The sequence below is a fragment of the Mammaliicoccus vitulinus genome (assembly GCF_029024305.1).
GTDB lineage: Bacteria > Bacillota > Bacilli > Staphylococcales > Staphylococcaceae > Mammaliicoccus > Mammaliicoccus vitulinus.
On record NZ_CP118974.1, the window covers coordinates 1804915 to 1817726 of the forward strand.

Consider the following 12812-nt stretch of genomic DNA (forward strand, 5'->3'; position numbering starts at 1 on the left):
CTATAAACATGTTACTCTGTTTTTTTTATTTATACAATTAATAATAGATGTAAAAATGAATAGTTTTTGATATATTTTATATGAGGAAGGTGCATGAAAATGATAACAATGGAAAATATTATTCGTGACGGCCACGAAACACTTAGAAAAAAAGCCGCTGAAGTAGATTTACCAATTTCAAATGAAGAGAAAGAAACGTTAAATGATATGCTAGAATTCCTAAAAAATTCTCAAGATGAAGTATTAGCTAAAAAATATGGATTACGTTCAGGTGTTGGTCTTGCTGCGCCACAAATAAACGTTTCTAAACAAATGTTAGCAGTTTATATTCAAGATGATGGCAAAGGAAATTCAATAGAACTACAACTGATCAACCCTAAAATTGTTAGTCATAGTGTACAAAAAGCGTATTTAAACGGCGGTGAAGGATGTTTAAGCGTAGATGAATCCAAACCAGGATTAGTACATCGAAACTTTAAAGTAACAATACAAGCCTATGATATAAATGGAGATCTATTCAAAAAAAGATTCAAAGGATATCCGGCAATCGTGTTGCAACATGAAATCGATCATTTAAATGGTGTAATGTTCTACGATTATATTAATCAAGAAGATCCATTCAAACCGTTAGAAGATGCAGTTGAAATAAACTAATAATCAAATATCAATATCGTCATATAAAAACACATCAATCCATTAAATTTTCTAATCGGATTGATGCGTTTATTTTTTTAGAGATTTTAAACAAAATACACGTTACATAAATTCGTCTCTACGCTCTATAAAATGTATATTTTTTTCTTTTAATGCTTTTTGGACTGTTGTAAGTTCGTCTAAGCTTAACCATTCTGGATCTTTATTGTGTCTAATGTAATGTGGGTCTTGTTTAACATTATTGACCATTTCATCATAATTATAAATCATGACAACTTCATTTTTACGTATATTAAATTCAATGCCTTTAAATTGTTTGTCAGATCTTTCTTTTTCACCTTCAACGGTTCTAATAATACGTTCCACTTTATCCATATGTTTCACTTCCTATTCTTCTATCAATCCTAATTCTATACATGCGTTGTATATGCCATCTTCATCAACTGACGATGTTTCATAATCACAAACTGTTTTTAAAGCATCAACAGCATTCCCCATTGCCACTCCACAGCCTACTTCTGAAATCATTTCGATATCGTTAGGTCCGTCTCCAAATGCTATGACTTCACTTAATGAAAATCCTAATTTTTCACTTAATTCTTTTATTCCTTCTGCTTTTGATCGATCATTCGGTACAACGTCTCTACTTAGAAGGTGCCATCTGTAAAATTTTAATGAATTAAATTGATTATCGTATTTGTCATCTTCATCATCACCATGAAAAATAAGTGCTTGATAAACTGGATGATCAAGATAATATGTATTGTGATATTCAGGGTAATCCATTTTTAATGACCCTAAACTTTCTGATATGTCATTATGGCTTTCGGCATTTGCGTAAACAGTCGTTTCTCCGAAAAATACTAACGGATGATTATTTTCATGTGCTTTGTCTACTATATTACTTAATTCTTCTTTATTTAATGGATGTTTGCCAATGATTTCTCCGTTATAAACGACAATTTGTCCATTTAATGAAACAAATGTTTCTATTCCAGTTTCTTTAATAACTTCTTTAAACATGTAAGGCGCTCTTCCCGTTGCAATAGCGACTATATGCCCTTTTTCTTTTAATTTTGTTATGGCAGTAATTGTAGATTCGGGTATTTCTTTATTTTCATCATAGATTGTTCCATCTATATCAAAAAATATTAATTTCTTATCCAACTTTGATCGCCTCCTTAAATCTATTTTAGTCCATATTCAATATATATGAAAGATTTAGTTAAATAACTTTATTTATCTCTAATTATCATGTAAAATGAACTTATTAAAAAGGTATTTATATATATTCATATAACTACTTTTAAAAATGTACGGGAATCAAAATTCAACATTGACTCACCCTAGACTTAAAACTAGGGCTTTATTTATGTTAATTAACCTAGGAGGATTTATATATGTCAGTATTTAAAGTATTTTTTCAAGAAGATAAAAGTGAAGTAATTGTACGTGAAAGTACACAAACAAAGTATTTCGAAGGACAAACTGAAGAAGAAATTAGAAAATATTTAACAGACCGTAATTACAATATCGAATTTGTCCAAAAATTAGAGGGCGCTCATTTAGATTATGAAAAACAATCAGATCACTTCAAAGTGGAGAATATCTAGATGAAACCTCTACAAAAAAATGAAGTAGGCGTATACGCACTGGGTGGTCTCGGTGAAATTGGTAAAAACACGTACGCCCTCGAATATCAAGATGAAATCATCGTGATTGATGCGGGTATAAAATTCCCAGACGATGATCTTCTTGGTATCGATTACGTGATACCGGATTATACGTACTTAATTCAAAATAAACATAAAGTTAAAGCTTTATTTATTACACATGGACACGAAGACCATATTGGTGGCGTTCCATTTTTACTCAAACAAATGAACGTTCCAATTTATAGTGGTCCACTTGCTTTAGGACTTATTAGAAACAAGTTGGAAGAACACCATTTGTTAAAAACAGCTCAATTAAATGAAATAGACGAAGATTCTGTTTTTGAATTTAAACACTTCAAAATTTCTTTCTATTTAACGACGCATAGTATCCCAGAAGCTTATGGTATTATTGCAGACACACCAGAAGGTAAAATTGTTCATACAGGAGATTTCAAATTTGATTTCACACCTGTAGGTAAACCTGCTAATATCGCTAAAATGGCTCAACTTGGTGAAGAAGGCGTTCTTTGTTTATTATCAGACTCTACAAACTCAGAAATTCCTAATTTTACTTTAAGTGAAAAAGAAGTAGGACAAAATGTCGACGAAATTTTCCGTAAATGTTCTGGTAGAATTATTTTCGCAACATTTGCATCTAATATTTACAGAGTTCAGCAAGCTGTTGAAGCTGCTGTTAAATACAATCGTAAAATTGTTGTCTTCGGTCGTTCTATGGAGAATAACATTAAAATCGGTACCGAATTAGGATATATTAAAGTACCACCAGAAACATTTATTGAACCTAACAAAATTAATTCCGTTCCTAAACATGAAATTCTTATTTTATGTACAGGATCTCAAGGTGAACCTATGGCAGCATTATCTCGAATTGCCAATGGTACACATAGACAAATAAGTATTATCCCTGATGATACAGTTGTCTTCAGTTCTTCACCTATTCCTGGTAACACTAAGAGTGTTAATAGAACAATCAACTCTTTATATAAAGCTGGTGCTGATGTTGTTCACGGAAAATTATCCAACATTCATACATCAGGTCACGGTTCACAAGATGAACAAAAATTGATGTTACGTTTAATTAATCCGAAGTACTTTATGCCAATTCATGGTGAGTACAGAATGCTTAGAAAACATAGTGAAACAGCGATTAACTGTGGTGTAGAACCTGACAATATATTCGTTTATGAAATTGGCGATGTCCTAGCACTTACGAAAGATTCAGCAAGATATGCTGGACGTATACCTTCTGGCAACGTATTTGTTGATGGTAGTGGTATAGGAGATATCGGCAACGTCGTTATTAAAGATCGTAAAGTGTTATCTGAAGAAGGTCTTGTAATCGTTGTTGTAAGTATTGATTTTAAAACGAAGCAATTACTTTCAGGTCCAGATATCATCTCTAGAGGATTTGTTTACATGAGAGAATCAGGACATTTAATTTACGATGCACAACGTTTAATTAAAAAATCAGTCATTGAAAAGTTAAATAATAACGAAAAAGTAGAATGGCATCATGTTAAATCTACAATTACTGAAGCATTACAACCATATTTATATGAAAAAACAGCTCGTAAACCAATGATTTTACCAATCATCATGAAAATTAAATAATAATAGAAAAATGACCGACAACGTCTTCTGACATTGTGGGTCATTTTTCTATATTTCAAATATTATTCATTTACGAGTTTTTTCTCAAATCTATTTAAATCATTATCATGACCTATTACAATCAATATATCATGATATTCTATTTTTTCATTTGGATCAGGGGCAACGATAATATCTTTACCTCTTTTTACTGCAATAATATTAATGCCATAATTCGCACGAACGTCTAGTTCTAATATCGAACTTCCAGCAAGTTTCTCCCCTGCTTTTATTTCAACGATAGAATATTCATCTGACAGTTCTAAATAGTCTAAAACTGAAGCACTAGCGACGTTATGGGCAATTCTACGACCCATATCTCTTTCTGGGTGTACAACTGTATCTGCACCAATTTTGTTTAATATTTTAGCGTGATAATCATTTTGAGCTTTAGCAGTAACTTTTTTAACACCTAGTTCCTTAAGTATTAATGTAGTCAGTGTACTTGCCTGTATGTTCTCTCCAATCGCTACAATCACATGATCAAAGTTTCGTATACCTAGACTCTTCATTACCGCTTCATCTGTTGTATCCGCAATAACTGCATGTGTGGCGATATCACTATATTCATTCACTCTTGCTTCATCAGCATCAATAGCCATGACATCCATATCTAAAGCGTTTAACTCTCTAACAATACTTCCACCAAAACGACCTAAACCTATTACTACATATTCCTTACCCATGATACGCCTCCATACTATAGATTGTTATTTCTTTTTGCCTTTAACGTAATCTGCATCAAAGATAAATAATCTTAATAATAATATTAGCGATGGTACGAGTAAAAGTAAACCTAAAATAAATACGATTACAAGCGATAAGGCCATTTGATCATTTACGACCGCTTTATCAATGTTGATAAATGGATCTAAAAGATATGGTAATTTACTCAAACCGTAACCGAAAAATGCAGTACCGAATTGTAGTAATATCATAATAAATGCTAACCCATGTGCTTTCTTAAAGTAAATGAGTGCAACTGCAATAATGAAAAATACGACACTTAAGCCAAATAACCACCAAAAGCTTCCAACTGCATTATTAAAGTGGTCTTCGTTATGTTGTCTTAATGATAAGAACACAAATTGACAAATGATAATCATTGGAACAGCCCATATAAGGAACCATTGTCTCAATAAATGATACGCTTCAGTGTCTTTTGCTTTATTCGCATAATATGTCAAGAAACCTGAAGAAATATACAATACAGAGATAATTGCTAAAAATACAACTGACCAAGCATAAGGACTTAATAATAAATCAAGCCACTCTAAATGGACGCCCTTACTTGTTTCTGTAATATACCCACCTTCAGCAATCGTTAATATTGTTGAAAATGATGCAGGTATAAGTAGTCCTGTTGCACCATATAAGAATAACCATGATAACTTGCTATCTTGACCGTAGTTTTCAAATGCGTAAAAACTACCACGAATGGATAGAAGTATCAATGCAACACTTCCTGGTATTAATAGCGTTGATCCAAAGTAATATGCTGAATCAGGAAAGAATCCAACTATACCTACAAAGAAGAATACAAAGAATACATTGGTCACTTCCCATACCGGGTTTAAATATCTTGAAATTAAATTGTTAATGATATGATCTTGTTTCGTTAATTTTGCATGAAAAGCAAAGAATCCAGCACCAAAATCTATCGCACCGATGATGATATAACTATACAAAAAGAGCCAAAGTACTGTAATACCTATATATTGATAATCCATTATACTTCACCCTTTCTGTCTATTATTTTATTCACATCATCAGTTGCTTTACTGTGACTGAACATTCTAATAAGGACATAACTTGATGAAATGCCTAGTATTAAATAAAGAATTGCAAATGCTATAAACACAAGACTTAAACCGTCAGCATGAGTTGCTGCTTGTGCAACTTTTAAATAACCTCTTAAAATCCATGGTTGTCTACCCATTTCAGCTAAGAACCATCCAAACTCTATAGCAAACATTGCTAATGGACCAGTTAAAACAGCTAAATATAGTATTGGTTTACTAAATTGAGACCATTTTTTGAACCATTTTAAGGCAATGAATAATGCTGAAACGACAAAACAGTAAACACCAAAGAATACCATTAAGTCGAAGAAGTAATGAATGATAAGCGGTGGTGTCTCATCTTTTTTAAATTCATTTAAACCTTTAACTTCTGTATTAAAATTACTATCTGATAAGAAACTCAAAGCTCCTGGAATTTTAATAGCACCTTTAACTTCTTGTTTATCTTCATCTACTAAACCAAATAATACAAGGTCAGCTTTAGATTCACTTTCAAAATGCCATTCCATGGCTGCTAATTTTTCCGGTTGTTCTTGATGTAAGAATTTTGCAGATAAGTCACCTGCAAGCATCGCAAGTAAGCTCGCTATAAGCCCTACTGTCATTGTAAGTTTTAGCGCTTTTTTATGATATTCTTTATCATCAATAAATTTATTTTTAATTAAACGATAAGCTGCGATACTTGCTAAAATAAATGCTGCTGTCATGAAAGCAGTTGAAATGACATGAAATGCTCTCACACCAAATGATGCATTAAACATCGCTGCTATTGGATCGATATTCATTAATTTCCCATTAATAAAGTCAAAACCACTAGGCGTATTCATGAAAGAATTCACGGATGTAATGAAAAATGCTGAGAAAGTACCACCAATAATAACTGGTAAATTAATTAAAAAGTGTGTCCACTTCCCTTTAAATCTATCCCAAGTATACAAATAAATACTTAAGAAAATAGCCTCAAAGAAAAAGGCAAATGTTTCCATGAATAATGGTAGTGCAATGACTTGCCCACCCAATTGCATAAATGATGGCCACAATAATGATAATTGTAACCCTATAATCGTTCCTGTAACTACTCCGACCGCTACAGTAATCGTGTAACCTTTAGACCAACGTTTTGCCATTGCAATGTACATAGGATTATTTTTTTTAATTCCTATGAATTCAGCAATCGCAAACATTAAAGGAATTCCCACACCAATTGTTGCAAATATGATATGGAATCCCAAGGTCATCGCAGTCAGTAAACGACTTATAACTACTGCATCCATAATATTCCTCCATTCAACGTTTGTGATTTATATCACAATTTATTCTTATTATACAACATTTTAAACATTAGTAAAATGTTTAACATTTACAAAGTAATGACAAATTCATGTCAGTATTTAAACATAATCGTTGAACACTGTAAGAAATCATTATAATATGACTATATAAAGTCGAGGTGAAAGAAATGAATAAAGTTACTATTTATACTCAAGACCAATGCCCTCCTTGCCAATTTGTAAAACAATATTTCAAGGAAAAAGAAATTGATTACATTGAAAAAAACATAAAAAACAAACAGTATAAAAGTGAATTAATAGATTTAGATAGCTTTTCAACACCTACTGTTCTGATTAATGATAAAGTTTTTTACCAAGTTGATATAGATTCTTTCAATAAAGAATTAGGTATAAACTCATGAGCATTCAATTCCCTAGTTCTAAAATAAAAATTGTAAAGCACGATCTACAAAGTAATCTTAAAAACAATTTGAAAGTTGTTCATATTTCAGATTTACATTTAGGTTATTATTCTGATTTAAAAGATTTACATCAACTCGTACTTCTCATTAATCAACAAGAAGCTGATATCGTTTGTTTTACAGGTGACTGTTTTGACAATATTAACGATGTTTCATTTGATCCTTGTCTAGTTATACCTTTATTTAGAACTATTCAATCAAAATATGGAAAGTTTTTTGTTCCAGGTAATCATGATTATGGATCAAATGGCATTGATATCATACTGGACATCATGAATAAGTCTGGTTTCCAATCACTTTTAAATGATTATTTTAAAGTTAAGACACTAGACGGTAATATTTTAATTCATGGCATAGATGATATATGTTTCGGCCAACCCAATTTCAATAGTTCATTCCAAACACCAGATGAGCTCATCGATTATAGAATAGGACTAATGCATGAACCAGACAAAGTTAAATTGTTAGATCCTTATATCAATTTAGTATTATCTGGTCATACACATGGCGGTCAAGTCCGTATACCCATAATAGGTGCTATATATACACCTACTTTTGGCAAAAATTATATACAAGGTTTATATCATATTAGAAATGAGCAATATCTCTTTGTAAATAAAGGGATAGGCATGACAAGATTACCTATTAGAATATTTTGTTCACCAGAAATAGCTGTCTTTAACTTGAAACCTAATCATACTCAGTAGATATCATTAACATTAAGTGAATATAGTTAAAATAAAAGATTTCTTCATTAGGTTATAGCCTAGTGAAGAAATCTTTTTATATTGAGGAATTTCAAGGTTTTGAAAGTGCATGCTTGCCTAGGGGTATGGTTCGAGCCTGTAGTCTCGTGAGGAATATTATAAAAATTTATTGCTATTTATCATGTGGACCTCGACTTGATAAATTCAACGGCCCTATTTATCATGTGGACGCTGACTTGATAAATTCAACAGCTCTATTTATCATGTGGACCTCGACTTGATAAATTCACTGGTAAATCGCACGAAGACTCATAAAATAAAGTAAAAAGAGCGTAAATTCTTCGAAACAAGAATTTGCGCTCTTTTACATTAATCTAAGATATTAATATCCCGGACTATTTTCATTTATTAATTTACGATAATTGATTAACAAGTTCTACAACTTCTTCTTCAGTTGCACAATTAATTGCTCTACCTGCTAATTCTTGCATTTCTTTTTGATCTAATTGTTTGATTTGTTTTCTTGCTTTAAGAATACTAGTCGCACTCATAGAGAATTCATCTAAGCCTAATCCAAGTAATAATGGAATTGCCGTATTGTCTCCAGCCATTTCTCCACACATACCTGTCCATTTACCCTCTTTATGAGATGCTTCAATTACTTGCTTAATTAAGCGAAGAATTGCTGGGTTATATGGTTGGTATAAGTATGCAACGCGTTCAGACATACGGTCAGCAGCCATCGTATACTGGATTAAATCGTTTGTACCGATACTAAAGAAATCAACTTCTTTAGCAAAGATATCTGCAAGTGCAGCAGTTGCTGGAATTTCAACCATAATACCGATTTCGATATCATCGTCTACTTTAACACCTTCAGAAACTAATTTTTCTTTTTCTTCAAGTAAGATTGCTTTAGCGTCTCTGAATTCGTTAATTGTAGCTATCATTGGGAACATGATATTTAATTTACCGTACTCAGATGCACGTAATAAAGCTCTTAATTGTGTTCTAAAGATATCTGTTTGATCTAGGCATAAGCGAATTGCTCTATATCCTAAGAATGGATTCATCTCTTTAGGTAAGTTTAGATAAGATAATTCTTTATCTCCACCAATGTCTAAAGTACGAACAACTACTCGCTTACCATCCATTTCTTTCAACACTTTACTATATGCTTCAAATTGTTCTTCTTCTGAAGGCATATTGTCTCTACCCATGTATAAGAACTCAGTACGGTATAAACCAATACCTTCTGCGCCATTATTTTTAACACCTTTTAAATCATTAGGTGTACCAATATTAGCTGCAAGCTCAACATGAACACCGTCTTTAGAAACAGATTCATCATTAACAAGTTTTGCTAATTCTTCTTTTTCAGCTAAGAAGTTTTTTTGTTTTTGTTCATATGCTAGAACTTCATCATCTGTAGGGTTAATAATTACATCACCAGATAATCCATCGATGATAAGACCATCACCGTGTTTAACGCGGTCAGTAATGTCTTTTGTACCTACTACAGCTGGAATTTCTAATGAACGGCTCATAATCGCTGAGTGTGAAGTTCTTCCACCAATATTTGTAGCAAAACCTTTAACAAATTCTTTGTTAAGTTGAGCTGTATCAGATGGTGTTAAATCTTCTCCAACAATAATAACGCTTTCATTGATCATACTAGGATTCGGTAATTCCACTCCTAATATATGTGCCAAAATACGTTTAGAAACGTCACGAATATCTGCCGCGCGTTCTTTCATGTATTCATTATCCATATTTTCAAAAATCGTAATGAAATTTGTTGATACTTCATTTAATGCAGTTGGCGCATTGACTTTATTATTGCGAATATTATCTTCAATCGGATTTAATAACTCTGGATCTTCTAACACTAATAAGTGCGCATCAAAAATCGCAGCTTTATCAGCTCCAAGTTGTTTCTCAGCATTATTACGAATTTGAGTTAATTCAACTTTAGATTGATTAACAGCTGCTTTGAACTTTTCAACTTCGCCATCTACATCGCTGATATTATCGCTAGAAAAAGATAAGTCAGGCTCGACTAATAAGTATGCTTTACTAATAGCCACACCATCAGATGCAGCTATACCTTTTAATAATTCAGACATTATTTAGTTAATCCTTCTTTAGATAATACTTCAGTGATTGCTTCAATTGCTTCTTTCTCATCACTACCCTCAGCGTAGATAGTAATTTCAGCATCTTTACCAACACCAAGGCTCATTACACCCATAATAGATTTTAAGTTTACTTTTTTAGCATTATATTCTAATTGTACATCTGAATCAAATTTAGATGCAGTTTGAACTAACATAGTTGCTGGTCGTGCATGAATACCCGTTTCGTCAATTATTACGTAAGAATTTTGTTCCATATTTATTATCTCCTTCTGATTCCTATATTTAATTTGTATAAAATCAAATTTTATCTATACGATTAAAGAATATCAAAAAAACACTTACAATTCAATCAAATTACATAAGTATGCAATTATTTGAGTCAATTCTGCCTTAATTAGGAAGCTTCATATATTCAACTGCTATTTGTGTCCCAACCATTGCGTTGTGTTCAATGAGTTTAATATTCGTATCTAATGATCTACCCTCAGACTGCTTAACAATTTCACCTAACAGATATGGCGTTGAATCTTTGCCATGTATACCTTCTTCTTCAGCTTTTGCTAATGCTTTATCAATAATATTATTTATAAATGTAGGCTCTAATTGATCTTCTTCAGGAACCGGATTGGCAATCACAATACCAGAATCTAAACCTAAATCCCAGTGCACCTCTGCTAATTGTGCTATCGTTTCAACGTCATCCATTCTAGTATTTAATTTAAGCCCACTTTTTCTTGTAAAAAATGCAGGAAGTTCATCTGTTTGATAGCCTACAACTGGTACACCTTTAGTTTCTAAATATTCTAATGTTTTTTCTAAATCAAGGATTGATTTTGCACCAGCACAAATGACAGCTACATTTGTTTTAGAAAGTTCTTCTAAATCGGCTGAAATATCCATTGTATCCTCTGCACCTTTATGAACACCGCCGATACCGCCTGTAACGAAGAACTTAATATCTGCTAATTGTGCACAAATCATTGTGGAAGCTACTGTAGTTGCACCAATTCTTTGAGTTGCTATAATTTCTGCTATATCTCTTCTTGAAACTTTAGCAACATTTTCAGCACTTGCTAATAACTCTAATTCTTGATCATTTAATCCAATTTTGATTTCTCCATTAATAATAGCGATAGTTGCAGGCACACCGCCGTTATCTCTTACAATTTGTTCTACGTTTTTTGCCATTTGTACATTTTGTGGATATGGCATACCATGTGAAATAATTGTAGATTCTAAAGCAACAATTGCTTTGCCTTCCTGTTTAGCATTTTCCACTTCTTCTGAGAATTGAATATAGCTTTTCATTATAACGCCTCCATGTCTTTTATAAGTTGTTTTCTGTCTAAATCTTGTCTAACGGTATAAGATATTTGTATTGTCTTAGAAGCATTAGCTTTAGCTAAATCAATAATTTGTCGTATATCATATGAATTTAACCATCCATAAATTAAACCTGACGTAAATGCATCTCCGGCACCTGTCACATCGACAACATGCTCAATTGCTTTAACTTTAAACTGCCGTTTTCCTTCTATGCCATCATAAAATATTTTTTCTTTACCTGATGTAACAATGATATTGGTAACGCCTAATGATTTAATGTCATTGATAAATTTTAGTAAATATTCTTCTGACTCTGCCTCTTTGCCTACAAAGGATTCAACTTCATCTTTATTTAAAATCAGCCAATCTACAGCATGTAAATTATTTGGCAGACGATTCATTTTTGGTCCTGAAACTGCAATTAATACCAATTTAATTTGTTTTTTCTCAGCATAAGCACACAAGAACTCAATCGTTTCTTTTGGGCAGTTCAAATCTGCAATAATACACTTTGCTTTATTTAATAAATAAGTATTTTTGATCATAAACTCTGGCGTGATTTTGTCATATACTAACATATCTGCGAGTCCCATCGTCATGTTTCCATTTTGGTCTAACAATGCTGTATAACTTCCCGTAGCCTCACTAGATATTTTTTCAACATAATCTACATTCATAAATGGTGATGATAAATCTGCAATATGTTGCCATTCTGCATCATTTCCAGACGTTGTTAATAACAGGACATCCTCTCCTATTCTTCCTAAGTTCTCTGCAACATTCCTAGCAACACCACCAATAGATAATTCTGAAGTAACAGGATTAGAGGTGCCTTCTATTAATTTATCGGTAATGTGAAATTTTCTATCAATATTTGCACCACCTATACACACAATAGGATTTTGTTCATTCAAAACATATGCTTTCCCTTGCACATATTCTTTCTTAACCAACCCCGATATGATATTTGCTACAGCTGGTCTTGATAATCCAACTTCTTCTGATAATTCTTGTTGTGATATAAATGGATTCTCTTTAATTAAATTAAGTATAATCTTTTCATTTTTATTCAAACCACTCACCTCACAAACAAATGTTTACATTTT

Annotated in this window: 14 protein-coding genes; 5 read left to right on the forward strand and 9 right to left on the reverse strand. The window is 32.2% G+C overall.

Annotated features, from left to right (window positions below):
• Nucleotides 1-99 precede the first annotated feature (99 nt).
• On the forward strand, nucleotides 100-654 hold the full coding sequence (gene def, locus PYW35_RS09125) for a peptide deformylase (protein ID WP_103323347.1): 555 nt from the start codon (nucleotides 100-102) through the stop codon (nucleotides 652-654).
• Between the two features lie 102 nt (nucleotides 655-756).
• On the opposite strand, the gene PYW35_RS09130 is transcribed toward def, so the two are convergent.
• Entirely contained in the window at nucleotides 757-1029 is a 273-nt protein-coding gene (locus tag PYW35_RS09130; protein ID WP_016911302.1) for a hypothetical protein, read from the reverse strand.
• Nucleotides 1030-1041: 12 nt separating this feature from the next.
• Complete coding sequence (locus PYW35_RS09135) at nucleotides 1042-1821, reverse strand: Cof-type HAD-IIB family hydrolase (RefSeq protein ID WP_103323342.1); 780 nt, start codon at nucleotides 1819-1821, stop codon at nucleotides 1042-1044.
• 233 nt (nucleotides 1822-2054) lie between these two features.
• On the opposite strand from PYW35_RS09135, the gene PYW35_RS09140 reads away from it, so the two are divergent.
• Entirely contained in the window at nucleotides 2055-2267 is a 213-nt protein-coding gene (locus tag PYW35_RS09140) for a DNA-dependent RNA polymerase subunit epsilon (RefSeq protein WP_016911300.1), read from the forward strand.
• Entirely contained in the window at nucleotides 2268-3941 is a 1674-nt protein-coding gene (rnjA, locus tag PYW35_RS09145; RefSeq protein WP_103323341.1) for a ribonuclease J1, read from the forward strand.
• A gap of 62 nt (nucleotides 3942-4003) precedes the next feature.
• Here the strand turns inward: rnjA and PYW35_RS09150 are convergent, their stop codons facing one another.
• Genes PYW35_RS09150 through PYW35_RS09160 form a run of 3 tightly spaced genes read right to left on the reverse strand, consistent with a single transcriptional unit; the run spans nucleotide 4004 to nucleotide 7056 of the window.
• Nucleotides 4004-4666, reverse strand: coding sequence for a potassium channel family protein (locus PYW35_RS09150; protein ID WP_016911298.1), 663 nt, complete (start codon nucleotides 4664-4666; stop codon nucleotides 4004-4006).
• 24 nt (nucleotides 4667-4690) lie between these two features.
• Entirely contained in the window at nucleotides 4691-5710 is a 1020-nt protein-coding gene (locus PYW35_RS09155; protein WP_016911297.1) for a cytochrome d ubiquinol oxidase subunit II, read from the reverse strand.
• The gene (locus PYW35_RS09160; RefSeq protein ID WP_016911296.1) at nucleotides 5710-7056 is read right to left on the reverse strand and encodes a cytochrome ubiquinol oxidase subunit I; all 1347 of its coding nucleotides are present in this window, start codon (nucleotides 7054-7056) and stop codon (nucleotides 5710-5712) included. Before PYW35_RS09160 ends, PYW35_RS09155 begins: the two co-directional genes overlap by 1 nt.
• A 185-nt stretch (nucleotides 7057-7241) precedes the next feature.
• Here PYW35_RS09160 and PYW35_RS09165 point away from each other — a divergent pair, with 185 nt between their 5' ends.
• Together PYW35_RS09165 and PYW35_RS09170 are read left to right on the forward strand one after the other, a co-directional pair.
• On the forward strand, nucleotides 7242-7475 hold the full coding sequence (locus PYW35_RS09165; protein WP_103323340.1) for a glutaredoxin family protein: 234 nt from the start codon (nucleotides 7242-7244) through the stop codon (nucleotides 7473-7475).
• Nucleotides 7472-8242, forward strand: coding sequence for a metallophosphoesterase (locus PYW35_RS09170; RefSeq protein WP_103323339.1), 771 nt, complete (start codon nucleotides 7472-7474; stop codon nucleotides 8240-8242). The genes PYW35_RS09165 and PYW35_RS09170 overlap by 4 nt, the downstream gene beginning before the upstream one ends.
• Nucleotides 8243-8655: 413 nt before the next feature.
• On the opposite strand, the gene ptsP is transcribed toward PYW35_RS09170, so the two are convergent.
• The 4 genes from ptsP to PYW35_RS09190 form a co-directional block, all read right to left on the reverse strand.
• Nucleotides 8656-10368, reverse strand: coding sequence for a phosphoenolpyruvate--protein phosphotransferase (gene ptsP, locus PYW35_RS09175; RefSeq protein ID WP_016912885.1), 1713 nt, complete (start codon nucleotides 10366-10368; stop codon nucleotides 8656-8658).
• Nucleotides 10368-10634, reverse strand: coding sequence for a phosphocarrier protein HPr (locus tag PYW35_RS09180; protein WP_016912884.1), 267 nt, complete (start codon nucleotides 10632-10634; stop codon nucleotides 10368-10370). The genes ptsP and PYW35_RS09180 overlap by 1 nt, the downstream gene beginning before the upstream one ends.
• Before the next feature lie 136 nt (nucleotides 10635-10770).
• Entirely contained in the window at nucleotides 10771-11688 is a 918-nt protein-coding gene (locus PYW35_RS09185; protein ID WP_103323338.1) for a pseudouridine-5'-phosphate glycosidase, read from the reverse strand.
• Entirely contained in the window at nucleotides 11688-12779 is a 1092-nt protein-coding gene (locus PYW35_RS09190) for a carbohydrate kinase (protein ID WP_103323337.1), read from the reverse strand. The genes PYW35_RS09185 and PYW35_RS09190 overlap by 1 nt, the downstream gene beginning before the upstream one ends.
• Nucleotides 12780-12812 lie beyond the last annotated feature (33 nt).

What these genes read in the sequence shown, in the direction of transcription:
- PYW35_RS09130 (WP_016911302.1), bottom strand. Translation starts at nt 1,029, where the DNA reads ATGGATAAAGTGGAACGTATTATTAGAACCGTTGAAGGTGAAAAAGAA.
- PYW35_RS09170 (WP_103323339.1), top strand. Translation starts at nt 7,472, where the DNA reads ATGAGCATTCAATTCCCTAGTTCTAAAATAAAAATTGTAAAGCACGAT.
- PYW35_RS09180 (WP_016912884.1), bottom strand. Translation starts at nt 10,634, where the DNA reads ATGGAACAAAATTCTTACGTAATAATTGACGAAACGGGTATTCATGCA.
- PYW35_RS09165 (WP_103323340.1), top strand. Translation starts at nt 7,242, where the DNA reads ATGAATAAAGTTACTATTTATACTCAAGACCAATGCCCTCCTTGCCAA.
- PYW35_RS09185 (WP_103323338.1), bottom strand. Translation starts at nt 11,688, where the DNA reads ATGAAAAGCTATATTCAATTCTCAGAAGAAGTGGAAAATGCTAAACAG.
- PYW35_RS09140 (WP_016911300.1), top strand. Translation starts at nt 2,055, where the DNA reads ATGTCAGTATTTAAAGTATTTTTTCAAGAAGATAAAAGTGAAGTAATT.
- PYW35_RS09155 (WP_016911297.1), bottom strand. Translation starts at nt 5,710, where the DNA reads ATGGATTATCAATATATAGGTATTACAGTACTTTGGCTCTTTTTGTAT.
- rnjA (WP_103323341.1), top strand. Translation starts at nt 2,268, where the DNA reads ATGAAACCTCTACAAAAAAATGAAGTAGGCGTATACGCACTGGGTGGT.
- PYW35_RS09160 (WP_016911296.1), bottom strand. Translation starts at nt 7,056, where the DNA reads ATGGATGCAGTAGTTATAAGTCGTTTACTGACTGCGATGACCTTGGGA.
- PYW35_RS09150 (WP_016911298.1), bottom strand. Translation starts at nt 4,666, where the DNA reads ATGGGTAAGGAATATGTAGTAATAGGTTTAGGTCGTTTTGGTGGAAGT.
- def (WP_103323347.1), top strand. Translation starts at nt 100, where the DNA reads ATGATAACAATGGAAAATATTATTCGTGACGGCCACGAAACACTTAGA.
- ptsP (WP_016912885.1), bottom strand. Translation starts at nt 10,368, where the DNA reads ATGTCTGAATTATTAAAAGGTATAGCTGCATCTGATGGTGTGGCTATT.